The organism is Comamonas sp. (assembly GCF_036666375.1).
Taxonomy (GTDB): domain Bacteria; phylum Pseudomonadota; class Gammaproteobacteria; order Burkholderiales; family Burkholderiaceae_C; genus Comamonas.
On record NZ_JAVWWA010000004.1, the window covers coordinates 1 to 18,221 of the forward strand.

General features: G+C 66.4%; 21 protein-coding genes. 6 read left to right on the forward strand and 15 right to left on the reverse strand.

What is annotated here, in order from left to right:
* The first annotated feature begins 24 nt into the window (after positions 1-24).
* The 3 genes from RR928_RS01460 (at position 25) to RR928_RS01470 (ending at position 1,047) form a co-directional block, all read left to right on the forward strand.
* Positions 25-198, forward strand: a complete 174-nt coding sequence (locus tag RR928_RS01460) for a hypothetical protein (protein WP_332536647.1) — start codon at positions 25-27, stop codon at positions 196-198.
* A gap of 95 nt (positions 199-293) precedes the next feature.
* Entirely contained in the window at positions 294-464 is a 171-nt protein-coding gene (locus tag RR928_RS01465; RefSeq protein WP_332536645.1) for a hypothetical protein, read from the forward strand.
* Positions 465-588: 124 nt separating this feature from the next.
* Positions 589-1,047, forward strand: coding sequence for a nucleoside deaminase (locus RR928_RS01470; RefSeq protein ID WP_332536643.1), 459 nt, complete (start codon positions 589-591; stop codon positions 1,045-1,047).
* Positions 1,048-1,056: 9 nt separating this feature from the next.
* Here RR928_RS01470 and RR928_RS01475 read toward each other — a convergent pair whose 3' ends face one another.
* The 6 genes from RR928_RS01475 to mltG all read right to left on the reverse strand — a co-directional run bounded on the left by RR928_RS01475 (position 1,057) and on the right by mltG (position 5,794).
* Positions 1,057-1,761 carry an ankyrin repeat domain-containing protein gene (locus RR928_RS01475; protein ID WP_332536641.1) on the reverse strand — a complete coding sequence of 235 codons (705 nt, stop codon included), beginning with the start codon at positions 1,759-1,761 and terminating at the stop codon, positions 1,057-1,059.
* A complete protein-coding gene (locus RR928_RS01480) occupies positions 1,758-2,564 on the reverse strand; it encodes a TatD family hydrolase (protein ID WP_332536639.1) in 807 nt (268 codons plus the stop codon). The genes RR928_RS01475 and RR928_RS01480 overlap by 4 nt, the downstream gene beginning before the upstream one ends.
* Positions 2,565-2,728: 164 nt before the next feature.
* A complete protein-coding gene (locus RR928_RS01485; protein WP_332536637.1) occupies positions 2,729-3,088 on the reverse strand; it encodes a PilZ domain-containing protein in 360 nt (119 codons plus the stop codon).
* A gap of 43 nt (positions 3,089-3,131) precedes the next feature.
* Positions 3,132-4,142: a DNA polymerase III subunit delta' gene (locus RR928_RS01490; RefSeq protein ID WP_332536635.1), complete on the reverse strand. Its 1,011-nt coding sequence runs from the start codon at positions 4,140-4,142 to the stop codon at positions 3,132-3,134.
* Positions 4,139-4,810 carry a dTMP kinase gene (tmk, locus tag RR928_RS01495; protein ID WP_332536633.1) on the reverse strand — a complete coding sequence of 224 codons (672 nt, stop codon included), beginning with the start codon at positions 4,808-4,810 and terminating at the stop codon, positions 4,139-4,141. Before tmk ends, RR928_RS01490 begins: the two co-directional genes overlap by 4 nt.
* A gap of 30 nt (positions 4,811-4,840) precedes the next feature.
* Entirely contained in the window at positions 4,841-5,794 is a 954-nt protein-coding gene (mltG, locus tag RR928_RS01500; protein WP_442881472.1) for an endolytic transglycosylase MltG, read from the reverse strand.
* Positions 5,795-5,878: 84 nt separating this feature from the next.
* Here mltG and ygfZ point away from each other — a divergent pair, with 84 nt between their 5' ends.
* The gene (gene ygfZ, locus RR928_RS01505) at positions 5,879-6,796 is read left to right on the forward strand and encodes a CAF17-like 4Fe-4S cluster assembly/insertion protein YgfZ (protein WP_332536630.1); all 918 of its coding nucleotides are present in this window, start codon (positions 5,879-5,881) and stop codon (positions 6,794-6,796) included.
* Between the two features lie 22 nt (positions 6,797-6,818).
* On the opposite strand, the gene RR928_RS01510 is transcribed toward ygfZ, so the two are convergent.
* From RR928_RS01510 to RR928_RS01550, 9 genes are all read right to left on the reverse strand, one after another.
* On the reverse strand, positions 6,819-7,478 hold the full coding sequence (locus RR928_RS01510; RefSeq protein WP_332681263.1) for an ankyrin repeat domain-containing protein: 660 nt from the start codon (positions 7,476-7,478) through the stop codon (positions 6,819-6,821).
* Between the two features lie 34 nt (positions 7,479-7,512).
* Entirely contained in the window at positions 7,513-8,370 is an 858-nt protein-coding gene (locus RR928_RS01515; protein WP_332536653.1) for a YbgC/FadM family acyl-CoA thioesterase, read from the reverse strand.
* Between the two features lie 5 nt (positions 8,371-8,375).
* Positions 8,376-8,501: a hypothetical protein gene (locus RR928_RS01520; RefSeq protein WP_332549485.1), complete on the reverse strand. Its 126-nt coding sequence runs from the start codon at positions 8,499-8,501 to the stop codon at positions 8,376-8,378.
* Between the two features lie 2 nt (positions 8,502-8,503).
* On the reverse strand, positions 8,504-9,433 hold the full coding sequence (locus tag RR928_RS01525) for an alpha/beta hydrolase (protein ID WP_332536652.1): 930 nt from the start codon (positions 9,431-9,433) through the stop codon (positions 8,504-8,506).
* Between the two features lie 215 nt (positions 9,434-9,648).
* Complete coding sequence (locus RR928_RS01530; protein ID WP_332536626.1) at positions 9,649-10,554, reverse strand: hypothetical protein; 906 nt, start codon at positions 10,552-10,554, stop codon at positions 9,649-9,651.
* Positions 10,555-10,799: 245 nt separating this feature from the next.
* Positions 10,800-11,306, reverse strand: a complete 507-nt coding sequence (locus RR928_RS01535) for a hypothetical protein (RefSeq protein WP_332536625.1) — start codon at positions 11,304-11,306, stop codon at positions 10,800-10,802.
* Between the two features lie 299 nt (positions 11,307-11,605).
* Complete coding sequence (locus RR928_RS01540; RefSeq protein ID WP_442881899.1) at positions 11,606-14,158, reverse strand: AI-2E family transporter; 2,553 nt, start codon at positions 14,156-14,158, stop codon at positions 11,606-11,608.
* Between the two features lie 128 nt (positions 14,159-14,286).
* Positions 14,287-15,144 carry a sensor histidine kinase gene (locus RR928_RS01545; RefSeq protein ID WP_332536623.1) on the reverse strand — a complete coding sequence of 286 codons (858 nt, stop codon included), beginning with the start codon at positions 15,142-15,144 and terminating at the stop codon, positions 14,287-14,289.
* Between the two features lie 41 nt (positions 15,145-15,185).
* Positions 15,186-15,989, reverse strand: a complete 804-nt coding sequence (locus RR928_RS01550) for a response regulator transcription factor (protein WP_332536622.1) — start codon at positions 15,987-15,989, stop codon at positions 15,186-15,188.
* 875 nt (positions 15,990-16,864) lie between these two features.
* Here RR928_RS01550 and RR928_RS01555 point away from each other — a divergent pair.
* Positions 16,865-17,641, forward strand: coding sequence for a hypothetical protein (locus RR928_RS01555; RefSeq protein ID WP_332536620.1), 777 nt, complete (start codon positions 16,865-16,867; stop codon positions 17,639-17,641).
* Between the two features lie 203 nt (positions 17,642-17,844).
* Complete coding sequence (locus RR928_RS01560) at positions 17,845-18,159, forward strand: hypothetical protein (protein ID WP_332536619.1); 315 nt, start codon at positions 17,845-17,847, stop codon at positions 18,157-18,159.
* The last annotated feature ends 62 nt before the right edge of the window (positions 18,160-18,221 follow it).

Below are 18,221 nucleotides of genomic sequence, written 5' to 3' on the forward strand. Positions count from 1 at the left end.
GCACCACAGCCAAGGAGCGCGCAAATGACACCCACCGAATCGTTCAACACCGAGGAAGAGGCCCATGCCTATGCGGAACAGGCGGGATGGACCAATTACCGGGTCGTCGCCGAGCCCGGACCGCTTTCGCAGAGCATGCCGCTGGGCGGCCAGGAAGGCATTCCCGCAATCCGCTTCCTCATCGAGCGCCTGGACTAGATGGATGGGCCGGTGGGAATCGGGGCAGCGCTCCTACAACGGCCAGTGCCGTCTTGCGCCACGCTGGGAACACCTCAACGCACAGGATCGCACCCATGAACAAGCAGCCAGCATCGCTTCCAGAGGACGAGGACATGGACCCCGTGGGCAAGCCCTACCCCGAACAGGAGCCGCTCACGCCCGACGACGCCAAGCCGGCCGACGGCGATGACCCGCCCCACCCGCCCTTCTCGCCGAGCAACGAGCCGGATATCGCACCCGATTGAAAGCCCGCTGCGGCGGCCCGCGCTCAGGCGCGCCGCTGCCACCGGCATGTTGCAGAAAATGGCGGACGTTGGCCTTAATATTTGCGCAATATCTCTATATTGGCCCACTGAAGGATACCGCCCCATGACGAACGACAACCAATATCTGCAGCAGGCCATCGCCCTGGCGCGCGCCAACATAGCCCAGGGCGGACGCCCTTTTGGCGCGGTCGTGGTGCGTGACGGCGCGGTCATCGCCACCGGCGTCAACGAAATCCGGGCCACCAACGACCCCACAGCCCATGCCGAACTGACGGCGCTGCGCGCCGCGAGCCGCCAACTCGGCTCACCCGACCTGAGCGGCTGCAGCGTCTATGCAAGCGGCCATCCTTGCCCCATGTGCATGGCCGCAATGCGCATGGCGGGCGTGCGCAAGGTCGCCTATGCCTACTCCAACGAAGACGGCGCGCCGTTCGGGCTGTCTACGGCAGCGATCTACGAGGACCTTGCCAAGCCGTTTGCCCAGCAGTCCATGGAGATCTGCCACCTGCGCATGCCGGGCCAGCCCGACCTGTACGCCGAATGGGCGCAGGCGGCCTGCTGACCCGGCCCCTCACCAGCCCGGTCGGCGCGCCGGTTGTGCGGCGCTGGGCTGGCGCTTTTGCGCCTGGGTCAGCGTATCGACCAGATAGTCGCGCGAAGCCTGGCGCGCGAAATCGACCGCGCTCCAGCCGCGCTGGTTCTTGGCGCGCGGATCGGCGCCGTATTTGAGCAGCTGGGCGACCACGTCTTCCGAGCTGTATTGCGCGGCCATCATCAGCGGCGTCGTGCCGTTGGGCGATGGGGCATCGACCTGGGCGCCCTTGCGCACCAGCAACTGCACGATGGCCAGGCTGTCGGGCAGCGCAGCCGAAGCCGCATAGTGCAAGGCGGTCCAGCCGTCCTTGTTCACTGCCGCGCCGCGCTCGAGCAGCTTGTTCACCAGCGCCAGGTGGCCCTTGATCGCGGCCATCATCAGCGCGCTTTCACCCTGGGCACTGACGTCATCGAGGCGTATTCCCGGCAGCTGCACCAGCACCTCGAACACGCGCAGCGAGTCGCGGTGCAGCGCCGCGACCATGCCGGGGCGGCCGCGCGAATCCTTGGTGTTCGGATCGGCGCCACGGAAGATCAGATCGACCATGGCCTTGGGGTTGTCCTGGATCAGCGCACGTTCGAAATCGACGGCCGCGTCGGCCTGGGCCAGGCCGGCGAGACCCAGAGCGCCGATGGCGCCCGCGGATTGCAGCCAATGGCGGCGGGTATGCACTCTGGTCATGAAACCACTCCCTTGAACAAGGCGTCGAAGTTGGCGCTGGTCAGCGCCGCGATGTCCTCGACCGGCATGCCGCGCACGGCCGCGATCTGCTTGGCGACATAAGGCACATAGGCCGGGCTGTTGGTCTTGCCGCGGTAGGGCATGGGCGCGAGATAGGGGCTGTCGGTCTCGATCAGCATGCGGTCCAGCGGGACAAAGGCCGCGACATCGCGCAGGTATTGCGCGTTCTTGAATGTCACGATGCCCGAAAACGAGATGTAGTACCCGAGGTCGAGCGCGGCGCGCGCGACTTCGGCGGTTTCGGTGAAGCAGTGCAGCACGCCGCCGGCCTGGTCCGCCGAGCCGTCCTCGCCCTCTTCGCGCAGTATGCCCAGCGTGTCGTCGGACGCGCTGCGCGTATGGATCACCAGCGGCTTGTGGCAGGCACGCGCGGCGCGGATATGCACGCGAAAGCGCTCACGCTGCCATTCGAGGTCGGCAATCGTGCGCCCGCCCTTGCGGTCTTCCATGCCGTAGTAATCGAGGCCGGTTTCACCGATGGCCACCACGCGCGGCAGCGCGGCGCGCTCGAGCAGGTCCTGCACGCCGGGCTCGGTCATGTCTTCGGTATCGGGGTGCACGCCCACGGTGCACCAGAAGTTGTCGTAGCCCGTGGCCAGCGCATGCACGTCAGGGAACTCCTCCATGGTCGTGCAGATGCACAGCGCGCGGTCCACCTGGGCCTGGGCCATCGCGGCACGGATTTCCGGCAGGTTCTGCGCGAGCGCGGGATAGTTCAGGTGGCAGTGGGAATCGGTAAACATCAAATACTCTCAAAACAAAAATGCCGATCCCGACTGCAGCGCATGCGCGCTGCCTGCGGATCGGCATGCAGCCGCGGGAATGCGCGCTGCCAGGGATCGTCTGCATAAATCGAGCGGTCAGTGTGCGCAGATGCACACGGCGCGATGATTTGTGCAGAGGTACCCTAGACCGTTTGCGTGGCCTTGTCCCAGGCCAGCGCGCCGCCGAGGATCTGTTCGATCTTGGCCTTGAGCTGGCTCGACTTCTCGTCCTGGGGAAACTGTATGCCTATGCCCTGGGTCCGGTTGCCCGCAGCGCGCGCAGGCGTGACCCAGGCGACCTTGCCGGCGATAGGATAGCGCTGCGTGTCTTCGGGCAACGTCAGCAGCACGTAGACATCGTCGCCCAGCCGGTACTCGCGCGGCGTGGGCACGAAAATGCCCCCGCTGGCGAACATGGGGATATAGGCGGCGTACAGGGCGGCCTTTTCCTTGATGGCCAACTGCATGACGCTGGGACGCGGCGTGGGAGGAATCTGGCTCATGGCAATGGTGGGAGGAAAGGAAGGAGCCGCACGACGCAGGCCCTCATGGCCTGGAGTTTAGGACGCTTCGGCCCCGCGCGACAAGCGCCTCGAGCATCAGGCCCGCATTGAAGGGGTGTTCCGCGGTGCGCAGCGCGGCCGTGAGCTCCTTGCTCCAGGCCGCGAGCAGCGCCAGCGGTGCGGGCACGGGCAGGTCGGCCGGCGCGAAATAACGCGGCGCCGCGCCGCTGGCGCGCGCGAGTTGGTCATGGCAGATCTTCTGCAGCACGGCGATCACCTGCGCCGGCGCGAGATCGGCAAACGCCGACACATCGCCCTGGGACAGTGCGCGCGGCAGATGCGTCCAGGCCTGGGCCGGCTTGCCGCTGCGCGCCAGCGCCAGCGCGTCTTCGGGCCGCCCGCCCGAGGCCTTGAGAAATGCCTGGGCAGCTACGGGCTCCAGACCCTGGGCCTGGAGCCAGGCCAGCATTTCGGCTTCACCGGGCCAGGACATGGTGTGGATCAGGCAGCGGCTGCGAATGGTGGGCAGCAGCTGATGGGCCGACTCGCTGGCCAGCACGAAGCGCACATCGCCCGGTGGCTCCTCCAAGGTCTTGAGCAAGGCGTTGGCCGTGATCGGGTTCATCTGCTCGGCCGGGTAGACCAGCACCGCCTTGCCGCGCCCGCGCGCGCTGGTGCGCTGGGTGAACTCGACGGCGTCGCGCATGGCATCCACACGGATTTCGCGGCTGGGCTTGCGCTTCTTGTCGTCGATATCGGCCTGGGCCTTTTCCGCCAGCGGCCAGCCCAGCGCGAGCATATGGGTTTCGGGCATCAGCACGCACAAGTCGGCATGGGCGCGCACGTCGATCGCGTGGCAGCTGCGGCACTGGCCGCAGGCCTGGCCGTCGGCGACCGCCTCGCACAGCCAGGCGCGAACCATTTCCAATCCCAAGGCGTATTGACCCAGGCCCGACGGCCCCTGCAGCAGCCAGGCATGGCCGCGCTGGGCCAGCAGCGCCTGGCGCTGGGCCGCGATCCAGGGCGCGACCGCGGGGCGCTCTACGGCGCTCATGGCAGGTCCTGGTCGGCAGGCGCGGGCAACCAGCCGCGGCCCACAAACGTGGCCTGCAGCTGGCGCCACACCAGCGCGCGCTCGTGGTTGGCGTCTATGCGCGCAAAGCGCTGCGGCGCGGCCGCGGCGCGGTCGGCATAGCCCTGTGCAACGCGGCGGAAGAATTCGAGCGGCTGGGCTTCGAAACGATCGGGAACGCGCGCATGCGCCAGGCGGGCGGCCGCGACTTCGGGCGGCAGGTCGAACCAGACCGTGAGATCGGGTTCGCGCAATTGTGCGGGGTCGGGAGCGACGCCGGTCTGCACCAGGCGCTCGAGTTGGGCCAGCGGCGCCAGATCAAAGCCCCGGCCCGCGCCCTGGTAGGCGAACGTTGCGTCGGTGAAGCGGTCGCACAGCACCACGTCGCCGCGCGCCAGCGCGGGCTCTATCACCTGCACCAGGTGGTCGCGCCGGCCCGCGAACACCAGCAGCGCTTCGGTCAGCGGATCCATCGCGTCGCCCAGCAGCAGCACGCGCAGTTTCTCGGCCAGCGGCGTGCCGCCGGGCTCGCGCGTGAGCACCACGCGCCGGCCCTGGGCGGTGAAGGCCGCAGCCAGGCCGCTGATGTGCGAGGACTTGCCCGCGCCATCAATGCCTTCGAATGAAATAAACAGGCCGTTCTGGCTCATCTCAAAATCCTCAATGCGGCGGACGCTGGTTCAGCGTCCGCGCTGGTAACGGTTCACAGCTCTATTGTGCTCGTCGAGCGAAGCACTGAAGTGGCTGCTGCCATCGCCCTTGGCGACAAAATACAGCGCCGGCGTGGTCGCGGGCTGGACGGCAGCCATCATCGACGCCTTGCCGGGCATGGCAATCGGCGTCGGCGGCAGGCCGTTGCGCGTATAGGTATTCCACGGCGTGTCGGCGCGCAGATGGCTGCGGCGCAGATTGCCGTCGAACGCTTCGCCCAGACCATAGATGACCGTGGGGTCGGTCTGCAGCGGCATGCCTATGCGCAGGCGGTTGATGAACACGCCCGAAATCTGCGCGCGGTCGCTGGCGCGCCCGGTTTCCTTCTCGACAATGCTGGCCAGCACCAGCGCGTCTTCGGGCGAGCGCAGCGGCAGGTCGGCGGAGCGCATTTCCCAGACCTGCTGCAGGCGCCGGTCCATCGCATGCACCGCGCGGCGCAGCACGGCAATGTCGCTGCTGCCCTTGGCATAGGTGTAAGTGTCAGGGAAGAAGCGGCCTTCGGGCGCGACGCCGGGCTTGTCCAGTGCGGCCATCAGCGCTTCGTCGCTCAGCGCCGCGCTGTCCTGGCGCAGGAATTCCTCGCGCGCCAAAGCCGCGCGCACCTGGCGCCAGTTCCAGCCTTCGACCAGCGTCAGCGCGCGCAGCGACTCCTCGCCGCGCGCGAGCTTCTGCAACAGTTGGTAGGGCGAGGTGCCCGCGGGAATCTCGTAATTGCCGGCCTTGATCAGCCGGTCCTTGCCCGACAGGCGAAACCAGGCGTAAAGCAGCCGGGCATCGGTCTGCACGCCGGCCTTGACCACGTCGCGCGCCACGCCGCGCGGCGTCGTGCCCGGTTCGATCTCGAGCTCGAGCGAAGGCGCGCCCTGCGCCAGCGGCTGCAGCAGCCACCAGGCGGCCGCGCCCCCGGCAACGAGCGCCATCAACACCAGAAAAAGCAGTCCTTGGAAGAATCTACGCACAACCTTTACCGCCCCATGAAAGTGAGCGGGCATCATAATTCACACATGACCCAGTCCTTTCATGGCATTGCCCCCATTTCCCACCTCGGCGTGATTCGCGTGCAAGGCGAAGACGCCGCCAGCTTTCTGCACAACCAGCTGACGCAGGACTTCGCGCTGCTGGACCTGCAGCATGCGCGCCTGGCCGCATTCCTGTCGGCCAAGGGTCGTATGCAGGCCAGTTTCATCGGTTTCAAGCGCAGCGCCACCGAAGTGCTGCTGATCTGCAGCCAGGATCTGCTCGCGACCACGCTCAAGCGCCTGTCGATGTTCGTCATGCGCGCCAAGGCCAAACTCAGCGACGCCACGGCCGAATTCACGCTGTACGGCCTGATCGGCGACGCCGTCGCCGCGGCTGCGGGCCAGGGCCAGGCCGCGCCCTGGGACAAGCAGGACCTGGGCGAAGCGCATCTGGTCCACCTCTATCCCGCCGCCGGCCAGCCGCGTGCGCTGTGGATCGCCCCCGTGGGCACGCCCGCGCCCCAGGCCGCCGCGCTGGCCGCCGATATCTGGCTGTGGAGCGAAGTACAAAGCGGCGTGGCCACGCTCACGGCGCCGCTGTTCGAGCTGTTCGTGCCGCAGATGCTCAACTACGAATCGCTGGGCGGCGTGAACTTCAAGAAAGGCTGCTACCCCGGCCAGGAAATCGTCGCGCGCAGCCAGTTCCGCGGCACGCTCAAGCGCCGCGCCTATATCGTCCAGTCCGAGACCGCGCTGCAAGTCGGCATGGAAGTGTTCGCCGCCAGCGACGCCGAGCAGCCCACGGGCACGGTGGTGCAGGCCGCGCCCGCGCCCGGCGGCGGCTGGCTGGCCCTGGTATCGATGCAGATTGCGTCGGCCGAAGAAGCACTGCACGCCGGCAGCGCCGGCGGACCGGCATTGGCCGTCCAGCCCCTGCCCTACGTGCTGCTCGACGATATCTGAGGCCAGCCCCGGCTTAGGTCCCTCAGCGCGCTCCCGCGGCGCGCAGAATGCTTTCGGTTTCGGCATGGCCGCGCCGGATCGCATGCTGCAGCGGCGTGACGCCCTCGTTGTCCGCGAGCTGCACGTTCGCGCCCGCGTCGACCAGGGCCTGCACGATCTGCTGGTGGCGCGGACCGCCGTCGCTCAGGATGATGGCTTCGAGCAGCGCCGTCCAGCCCAGCCGGTTCACATGGTCGACCGCCACGCCCGCTTGGATCAGTCGGCGCACGGTGTCGACATGGCCGCGCTCGCTCGCCGGAATCAGCGCGGTTCCGCCGAACCGGTTGGTGCTACGCAGATCGGCGCCCTGGGCCAGCGCCATCGTCAGGATCTCGAGATGTCCGCGCGCTCCCGCATAGAGATAAGGGCTGTCCTGGATGCTGTCCTTGGCGTTCACATCGGCGCCCGCGCCTATCAGCACGCGCGCCGCCTGCACATGGTTGCCATGCGTGGCGACCAGCAAGGGCGTGCGGCCCTGGGCATCGCGCGCGTCGATGGCCGCGCCCTGGCCCAGCAATTGCGCGATGGCGTGCGCATCGCCCCGCGCCGCGGCCTGGTGCAGCGGCGTGGAAACCGCCACCTGCGCCACGGCCTGGGCCTGGGGCAGCGCCAGGGCAGCACTCAAAGCCAGTAGATTGCGCATGGGGGATTCCAGTTGAAGTGATGCGCGGCGCGCGTCAGAAAACGCGCACCATGGTGATGTGCTCTATGCCGGCCTCTTCGTAGGGCTCGCCCTGCACGCTGAAGCCCGCGCGCAGATAGAAGCCTTCAGCGCTGCGCTGCGCGTGCAATTGCACTTCGCGGTCGCCGCGTGCCTGCGAAGCTGCAACCAGCGCGTCCAATACCTGGCGGCCCAGACGGCTGCCGCGCAGGTCGCGGTCCACGGCCAGGCGGCCTATGCGGCCCACGCCCGGCGCTTCGGTGATCAGCCGCCCCGTGGCCACGGCCTGCTCCAGGCGGTTGTAGACCACGACATGGCGCGCCGCTTCATCGCGGCCGTCGACTTCCAGCGCGACATCGATCTGCTGCTCGCGCACGAACACGTCGGTGCGCAGGCGCAGCGCCTCGCGGCCCAGCAGATTCCAGTCGCCCGAGCGCAGTTCTGTGAACGCGCGCCCGGCTTCGAAATCATCGATCAGCGAGCGCAGCGCGGCCGGCACGGGCTGGGATTTCTGCGTCGCGGGATCGGCAAACACATAGACCAGCTCCACGCTGCTGAGCAGCGCCGTGCCGCTGAAGATGCCGATCTCGAAGCGCATAGACGAATTGCCGATGGCGGCGCAGCGCACGCCCACGTCGAGCACATCGCCATAGCGCGCCGACGCGTGGTATTCGACCGTGGCCTTCTTCACATACAGTTCACCGCCCAATCGCGCGAAACCGCTCTCGTAAGGCAAGGCCAAGGCACGCCAGTACTCGCTGATCGCCGTGTCGGCATACATCATGTAATGTGCATTGAAGACGATTTTTTGCGCGTCCACTTCAGCCCAGCGCACCCGCAGGCGATGAAAACAGCGAAACGATTCCCGGTGCAGCATGTTCAGTTCTCCAGTCCAAAAGCCAGGCGCAGCGCGTACGCGCTGTCCGCATCCGCGGTTTGCGCGTCCACCTCGGCCCAGCGCACCCGCAGGCGATGAAAACAGCGAAACGATTCCCGGTGCAGCATGTTCAGTTCTCCAGTCCAAAAGCCAGGCGCAGCGCGCGCGCGCAGTCCGCATGGGCCTGGCGCGCTTGGGGGATAGCGCGGCCCATCTTGATGAATTCGTGGGTCACGCCGCGGTAGATTTCAAGGTCCACGGCCACGCCCGCAGCGCGCAGCCGGTCGGCATAGGCCACGCCCTCGTCAACCAAGGGATCGCATTCGGCCAGGCACACGAAAGCCGGCGCCACGCCTTCGAGGTCGTGGGCGTTGAGCGGCGCGAAACGCCAGTCGTCACGGTCAGCGGGGCTGCGCACGTAGTTGCCGAAGAACCAGGTGATGCTGGCCTCCTCGAGCACCATGCCATGCGCGAAACGGCGGTGGGAGTCGGTGTCCTGGTGGGCGGTCGTGCCGGGGTAAATCAGCAACTGCAAGGCCAGCGCGAGGCCCGCATCGCGCGCCAATATCGCATTCACCGCGGCCAGCGTGCCGCCCGCGCTGTCGCCACCGACCGCCAGGCGCGCAGGATCTGCGCCCAGCGTCCGGGCGTTCAGTGCCAGCCATTGCAAGGCATCCCAGGCATCGTTGCTGGCCATGGGAAAGCGGTGTTCGGGTGCGAGCCGGTAGTCGAGCGAAACCACCATGCAGCCCGCCTGGCGTGCGAGTTCGCGGCACAGCACGTCGTGCGTTTCCACGCTGCCGATGGTGAAGCCGCCGCCATGCAGGTACAGCAGCACGGGCAGCGGGCCCGACTCGGCCGGTGCGGGCGCATAGAGCCGCGCGGGCATCGGGTGGCCGTCGCGCGCCGGTATCTGCAATTCATCGACCCGCGCCAGCGCGGGCTTGGGGATTTCGAGCACGCCCGAGCCCGCGGCATAGGCGGCACGCGCGGCTTCGGGCGACAGGCTGTGCAAGGGCGGGCGCCCTGCCCGCTCCATGCGGCGGATCACGTCGCGCATCTGCGCGGTCAACAAATTATGAGAAGCATTCACGGTAAACAGGGCACGCTGCTGCAAGCCTTCAGGCAACACCAGCCGAAGGCAGGCACAGCAGATCGTGCAAACAAGGAACAAGCCGACACCGGCAGACGCCATCATGCCGCAAGCTGCGCCCCATCCGCGTCTCGATGGGCACTGCGTTGCCGGCGGGCAGCTCTCGCCTGCGCGTCCCGCCGTCAATCGCAATGCTGCTGGAAATTCACCGCGACCGGGCTGGAGCTGTCATGGCCGAGCACCACGGCCACGCCCTCGTAGCGGCAAAAGCCTTGCCCCGAAGGCTTGGCGGGCAGCACGCCCAGGGTGGACCAACGCATGGGAAACGGCCCAGGGGCTTGTCCCTGGAACGGCGACTCGTGCGGAAACTGGGGCCAGCGCTGCCCAGCCGGCGGGAACGGATAGGATTGCACGAACTGCGCTTCGCCCGGGTACTGCGGCCAGCGCACATCAGCGGAGTAGTCCACCTGCGGCAAAGGCTTTGGCTTGGGTACGCGCGCGATGTCGCGCGAGACAGCGGCGTCCCGGCCCGAATAGAACCCCGACGACACCCGCGCTCGGTAGCGGGCCACGGCGCCCGCTGCCGTGTGCGGTTTGGCCATGGTGGCAAAGGCGTGCTGCTGCGTCGCGACGGCGACCCGGAAGCCAGAACTGTGATGCCAGGCGGCGAGGCCGCTGCAATCCACCCCCAACTCCAATGGGCGGTGCGATTCGGGCGCAGTGATGCCGTCCAGGGAAATCTGCTCGACACTGATGCCTAGTCGAAATGCAATTTCCTTGAGCATCGCTTTCTTGAGCAGCAAAGGATCGGAAGGTGCCAGCGAGCAGGCCATGCAGCATGCCGGGACCGTGAAGGCGGCGCTCCCCAGCAGGGCCAGCACCAGCGGTTTCATTGAAATTTGCACGCCATTCTCCTTGCAAAAAGCGTCGCCTGGGCCGCAGCGACGGCGGCGGCTGAAATGAGCGACAACGAGGCGGGTGTCATAAATGCCCATCAACGCCGCCACAGCTTCATGGATGCAGGTGCTCAGGAATGCCGCTGCGTCGGGCGGCAAACGGCCGATGGCCGCGGCGGACTCCGTGGACAACCGCTGCGATATCGGCGGCGAACCCGGGTCCGCCCGTCAAGCCTTTTCCCGGCGAAAGCCTGCGCTAGTGTGATGAGCGCCCAGTCCGCACCCGGCGGAAACCGCAGGCGCAGCAGCGGCGGCGAAATGGCGCGGGCCGGAGAATGCGCAGGGCGGCCGCGCCCAGCCTGTGCGCGATCTGCTTGCGCGTCAGGTGCGTGATCCGATCCGGTTCGGCGCAAGAGCGCGGACACGCCAGGCAGCGCTCAACGGCAGCGGCGCTCGAAGTTCACGGACACCGGGCTGGAATAGCCATAGCCCAGCACGACCACCGCGCCTTCATAAACGCATTGTTGGCCCTGACCGGGCCACGGACGGGGTCCGCCGCCCGGCGGCCAGCCCGGTCGGGGGCCGCCGTCGGGCCCGGTGCCGGGCCAGGGTCCGGGTCCGGGTCCGGGTCCGGGCTCCGGACCGGGACCAGGACCCTGGCGTCCTGGCTGCCGGATGCGGAAGCCCGCTGAATGATGATAGGCCCCGAGCCCGCTGCAATCGGCGCCAAGCCCCAGCGGCGTGATCAACCGGGGCTCGGTGATGGCATCGAATGGGATCTGTTGAGGCCGCAGGCCCAGCCGGTGAGCAATCTCATTGGCCATGAGCTGCTTGATCCTCACCGGATTCGCCGGCGCGAGCGTGCAGGCCATGCCGGACACCGAGGCCAATGCGGCGACGGCCCCCACCAGCGCCGTTGCGAGATGGCTGATCTTGGGTTGCATAAATGTTCTCCTTGCAGATAAGACACGTCTCTTCCCGTGACGCAGCGCGTGCTGGCAGCAGCAGCGACGTCATTTGCAGTATGGGAAGGGCCGAGGCTCGCGCAGAAAGAACAACTGTTGGCAGTGCTGGAATCGCCGAGGACGCGCAGACTGCTTCGCAGCCGCCTTTGGAGCATCTGCCCCTCTGGCGTCGCTGGCGTCGCTGGCGATGGCAGGATCAACGCAGCGCGCGTGCCAAGGACGCGCGCTGACCCGCTTTTGCAACACCTGAGGCGCGCGCCTGGCGCGGCGCGCTTGACTCAGACCATTGCCGGCCCAGTGCCCGGGCCCAGCAGCGGGCCAGGCGCAGGTGCGTCTGCCGGCGCGCCAGGCATTGCTGGCCCCGCGTCCGACGGCGGCGGCACTTCCGCGCTGCGCGACAGCGTGGTCTGGAGTTGGCGCGCCATATCATGCAGCAGCGCGAACTCGTTGGCGGCAAGGTTGCGCGGCTCGGTGTCCATGATGCAGAAGCTGCCCAGCACCATGCCATGGCGGTCATGCAGCGGCACTCCTGCATAAAAGCGCAGATGCGCCGATTGCAGCAGCGGGTTGTCGGCAAAGCGCGGATCGCGCGCGATGTCCTCGACCTGCAATTCGCGCTCTTCGTGCACTACATAGGAACAGACCGACAGCGCGCGCTCCAGGCCGCTGCCTTGCGCGCCGTCGCGTGTCGAAGTCAACAGCGTTCCCGGCGTATGCACCCAGTCGGCGTCGACCAGCGAGACCTGGGCAAAAGGCACATGGAAGGCATTCGCTGCGTGCACCACCATGTCGTGGATGGCCTCGGTGTGGTTGGTATCCAGCCAGCCGCTGGCATGGAGCGCCGCGACGCGCTGCGCGTCGTTGTCGCCCACGGGCGCGGCCAGCGGCCCGGCATCGGGCGAAGCGGCGAGCAAGGCATCGGCGCGCAGCCGCAGTTCGCGCACGCTGGTGGTGATTGCCTGCACCCCCAACTGCGCGGCCGCGCCTTCGGCCAGCAGCGCGGGCGGCGCATTCCACAAGGCCAGCACGATGCGCAGGCCGGGCCAGCGCCGGTGCAGCCGCCGGCAGATCTGCCGCACCTGCGCTTCGGGCTGGGGAGTGAACACCGACAGGCACAGCAATTCGACTTCGCCCCAGCTGGCGTCGTCGGGCGCCTGCATGCGCGCGCTGAGCGCATGCACGGAGTGGCTGGCCGCATGACCGCTGAGGGCCAATGCATGCGCCATGGCCGCGGCCGCGAGCGCATCGACTTCCCAGCGCGCGCCCACGCAATGCACGCGCGGGCGCGGCGCAAGACCGGTGTCGGCGGGCGCGGGCGCCGGATATTGCTCCGCAAGTTCCACCAGCAGCAGCTCCATGCCCTGCGCCAGGCGCAAGCGGTGCTCGGCCGTGGCCGCGCCCGTATGGTGGCTGGTGGCCACGCGCAAGGCAGGCATCACCACATCGTCATACAGTCGGGTCACACCGTCACTGACCTGGGCCGGCGTGGGCTTGGCAGGCAGCAGCGTGTCGACGGTGTCGGTGCACAGCTCTATGGCCTCCTCCACATCGCCGCCCAGCAGGCGCTGGTAAAGGCGCCGCGGCGCGTCAAGCACGGGGGCATTGCCCAACAGCACTTCCATGAATTTCAGCGCCGGCAGGTAGCGCCCCAGCACCAGCAGGCACACCGTCAGCGGCGTGGACAGGATCAGGCCCACCGGCCCCCACAGCGCGGTCCAGAACGTCGCCGCAACGATGATCGACAGCGTGGACAAGCCCGTGCTGGTGCCGTAGAGCCAGGGCTCGACCACGTTGTTGCTGATCAGCTCGAGCAGCAGGATCAGGCACAGCGTCCAGAGAAACATGTTCCAGCCGGGGTCGACCGCAAAGGCCAGCGCCAGCGGAAACACCGCCGAGACCATGGGCCCCACATAAGGCACGAAGCGCATGATGGCCGCGACCACGCCCCAGAGAATCGCTCCGGGCACGCCGATGAACCACAGCCCGACCGCCATGGGTACGCCATAGCTTGCGTTGACGATGAACTGCATGCGCAGATAACGGCCTATGCGTTCGGATGCTTCGTCGAGCGCATTCGTCGCCAGATGCAGGTTACCGCCCATCAGCCGCACCAGCCGGTCGCGCAGGTCGTCGCGGTCCAGCAGGATCAGCACCACGAACAGCAGCACGATGCCGGCCATCAGCACGGGCTCGCTGATCTTGTCCAGCCAGGCCGTGAACTGGGCCAGGGGCTTGAGCTCGATGGGCTGGATCTCGACCTTCTGCACGCGCGGTGCAGGCGCACGGCTGCTGGGGCTGGTGATTTCCTTTTCGACCGTGTCGTAGGTCTTGCGCGCGCCATCCCAGACGCTGGGGCCGCTGATGTACTTGCGCAGATCGCGCAGTTTGGTGCGTATGGTGCTTTGATAGGTCGGAAGATCGGAGCTCAGCTGGCTGACCTGGTTGCCCAGGTAGGCGCCCATGCCGCCGAGCGCGCACAGCGTGATGGCGACCACCAGCAGCGTGGACGCCATGCGCGACAGACCCCAGCGCTTGAGCCGGCTCACGGCGGGATCGAGCAGGAACCCCAGCAGCAGCGCCAGCGCCAGCGGCACCAGCAGTTCACGCCCGAAGAACAGGCCCGCGATCACCAGCGCGGCAATCAGCAGGCCGATGAGCAGGCGCAGGGCCGGAAGCATGGATGCCAGCTGGGCAAACACCGGGGTTTCGACCGCGGCGCGCTCGGGTGCTTCGCCGCGCGGACGCGAAACCTGTGAAGTCTTGCCCGATGATGGGGCGGGCTGCGGCCGCGCGGAGGCAGCCGATGCGGGTTCAGGGAAATTCTCGGGCATGGCTTGGGCGGTGGGTGGCAGAGGAAGGCAGCAAGCGTCCATTGCATCCCAAAGCTCCCGGCATGCCTGTCAGCGGGGACCTCGAAACATGTTCAGGATTGTATGGATGACACCTGCGCAGCGCGCCGTCAATGCCGCGCCGCTGCCACGGGCCAGTACACATGCACGCATACACCGCGCCCGGCTATGCCCGGACCGCGTTCCAGACGCGCGCCGGCCCGCGCCGCACGGTAGGCCATGCCGTGCAAGCCCTTGCCATAGTCCGATGCGCCCGCGTCCTGGACGATGCCCACGCCATCGTCGCGCACGCGCAGATGCCATTCGTCCTGCTCCTGCTCGAGCCGGACTTCCAGGGCCTTGGCCTGCGCATGCTGGAGCATATTGCTCAGTGCTTCCTGAACAATGGCCGCAATGTGCTGCGCGGCCTCGCCCGTGAACAATCCCGATTGATGGTTATCGGGCACTTCCCACCGGCAGTCGATGCCGCGGCGTTCGAGCACCGGCTGCAAGCGGTGGCGCAGGATGGCCAGCCGGTCGGTCAGCATGCTCTGGTCGCCATCCATGCTGTCGACCAGCAGCCGCAGGTCGAGCAGGCAATGTTCAAGCACTGCATGCAGCTGTATCTGACGCGTGTCGCTGGTATCGAGCAGCATCGCAGCGTTGACCAATTGCGAGCCGACGGCATCGTGCAGCGCGCGCGCAATGCGCTGGCGTTCCTGCTGGATTTCGCGCGAGGGTCGGGGATTGCGCCGGCGGCGCCAGACGAGGGCCCGCCAGGCCTGCAGTCCCAGCCAGGCGCCGACCAGCAGCCAGCTGGCCAGGGCCGCGCCGGCCACGACGCGAACGGAGGCATCCGCAGCGGGCTGCAGCCGCCCGCTGGCTGCCAGCCAGCACAGCAGGACCAGGGGAAAGAACCATAACAACAATGCCAGCAGCGCCAGCAGTGCGGCAAGATCGGCACGGCGCAGGGATGGATGGCCGAACATGGTTCGCCGGCAAAAGCCGCTGCGTCAGCAAGGCCGACACATCAGAACATCCCCCGCAGCGACGCAAAGCGCACCGCCTGGGCACGCGTGCGCACCTGGAGCTTGCGGTAAATGTTCTTGATGTGGGTGTTGACGGTCATGCTGCTGATCGCCAGCCGCACGCCGATCTCCACGCTGGTATAGCCGCCGGCCACCATGCGCAGCACTTCGCGTTCGCGCGCGGACAGGCGCTCGGCCTCGTCGGGCTGGCGCCGGCGCACTTCCTCCACGGCGGTCTTGTCGAAGCGTTGCAGCAGGCGGCGCGCGAGGTTGGGCGTGATCGACGCGCCGCCGTTGGCGACCTGCAGCACCGCCATCGGGTAGTTGCCGAACCAGGAGTTCTTGATCAGATAGCCCGTGGCGCCGAGCTCGAACGCGCGCAGCACCAGATCGTCGCTCTCCATGATCGACACCACCACGGCTTCGGCCGACGGATGCAGCGTCTTCATGAAGTCGATCAGCTCCAGCCCTTCACCGTCGCCCAGGTGCATGTCGACCAGCATCACATCGAATGCGTGCTGGCGTATCGCCTTGCGCCCTTCCTTGATGCTGCTGGCCTGCGCCACCAGCAAGGTGCGTTCGTCGGCCATCAGCTCCTGGGCGATCACCATGCGGATATGTGCATCGTCATCGATCAGCAGCACGCGCACCGGCTTGTCCACCTGGCCCACGAGGAAGTCGGGCCAGATTCGGGTGCTCGGGCGCGCCGATACTGACGAAAAAGCGTGCGACTGCGGAGGCTGGGCAGCTGAAGCACCAAGTGAGCTTGCAGCCGGCGGTGCCAGGGAAACGTCAACGGGCATCATAAGAACTCCTTTTACAGAGACAAGCGATTGCTGCTGACAGCGGCAGCGTGGTCCCCGCATACATTCGTCCAAAAGATAATGAAACAAGTATCAACATCTTTTTTCAGAATTCAAATTTAATTTCAATAGTTACTTTTGTTTTCCATTTAAGACACACCTCTTGCGACCGTTCCGTCCCCTGGGGCAGATGGTTGACAGCAGGCTACCCTATGGCCTGCCAATTCTGCGCCGGCCCAACGGACCACATGCAGGCGCTCCAGACAGCTTTGCGACAGACAGTGCAAAGAGCGCGCGGTGGAACAGCGATCTGCAGTGTCGCGGCATCGACCCAGCGCAGCTGTAAGCATCATTGCGATGGCCGGTCCCCGGGTGAACAGGCGTTGTTGCCGCAGGCATGGCTGCATGCCGGACTCTCGCCAGCGGTAACCAAGCGTACGCATTGTTCCAAGGCCTAGGGTCTTGAGCGCCTGCACTGGTGCTGGCCGCAAGGCTCCAACCCGGCAGTTCCTCGAGACAGCGCTGGGTACAGCAGCGTACGGAAGATGACGGGCGCGGAAATTACAAAGGTTCCAGATATTCACCAAGAATTTCAAAAGAATCAATTTGTTTCAAATACTAACGCTTCGTCATGAATTCTTTTTTCATAGCAAGCAATGCGATAGCCATGCTGAATTTGACTATTCATGCGCCCAAATAGATAGAGCAAATCTTTTTTTTACACTCCATTTATGGTGATTGAGGCGCCGCGCGCCAGCGATGAAACTGAACCCCGACAAAGCCAAGGCCCGCAGCCCTGGCCAAGTCTAGATCCGGGGGGGAGATGGAAGCACACCAATCTCACCGCGGCATTTGTTGGCTCTTCTAGGAGAAATCTCATGAAATCGCTTGCCTTCTTTGCCCTCAGCGCTATCGCCACGGCTGCCATGGCGACACAGCCCGTCAGCACACCCACACTCAAGATCAGCGGCACCTCCGTACAGGTCGCATCGGTCAATGGCGGCAACGTGACCAACACCGCCAAGGACTATGCCTATGCGAACCAGAACATCGCCTCCAACAAGGGCGGGGTGGAGATCAAGGGCACCTCGTCGCAGACCGCCATCCTGACCCAGGCCAACGTCACCAACGATGCCAGGTCGGCAGGCGATGTCGCGGTGCAGAGCCTGGCATCCAACGTGGGCGACGTGACAGTCGACAAGAGCTACTGGCTCACCGGCAGCTCCACACAGACGGTCTACGTCACCAATGGTTCCATGACCAATGAGGCCGACAGCGGCGCCGGCTGCTACGGGTCCAACTGCCGGGATGCGGCGCTGGCCTACCAGAACGCGGCCAGCAACATGGGCGATATCAGCATCAGCGGCACCAGCATTCAGGCTGTAGGCGTTTCGGGCTACGGCACCCGGGTCAGCAACGAGGCCGACGGCAAGAGCACTGCGGCCATCCAGAACCTGTCGTCCAACTACGGCAAGGTCAGCATCACGGGCTACTCCAACCAGAGCACCAGCATTCTCAACGGCGCTCAGGTCGCCAACCTGGCCCGGGGCACGCATGCGGTGGCAATCCAGAACATTGCCTCCAACGATTCCTGCGACCCCCCTCCAGCTGTCTGCGTAGGCCCGGCCTGCGGCCCCTTCGCACTGGCCCACTGAGCCGCTGGTTCAGCACCGACCGGCGCCGAAAGCGCCGCTCGAGAAGTGCCGGGTCGGCTTGCCGATCCGGCACCTTGGCCGAAGTACTCGCCAGGAGAATTCTCATGACTTGCTTTCCTCGCTCTCTGCATCTCGGGGTTTTGCTGTGGATCCTGGCGCCCATCGCACCAGCGACTGCATTGGCGGCCCCTGGAGAAGACCCGGTGACGATCACCGGCCGCGTGACCTACCTGCAGCTGCCCACCGCTCCGGCAGTGCGGTCGGGCAACGTGCAGTACCGCAAAGATCTCTCCGATGACATCGCGGCCAAGGTCAGCCGCTACACGGCAAAGGCCTACTCCCCGAATCTCGGCCAGATCAAGACGGAAAAGGATGTCGTGCAGGCCGTCAAGACCAATGGCACGCAGACCACCTGCTATCAGTCGATAGGCAGCGTGTCGGCGCCCAGCGGCGTACAGACCATGAACAACGAACAGGTGGTGGTCTTGCGAGGCGACGTCATCAACATCTGCAACTGAGAACCGGCCAAGAATCCCGAAACATGGTTGCACCACGGTCCGCAAAAAAGAGGTCATCATGG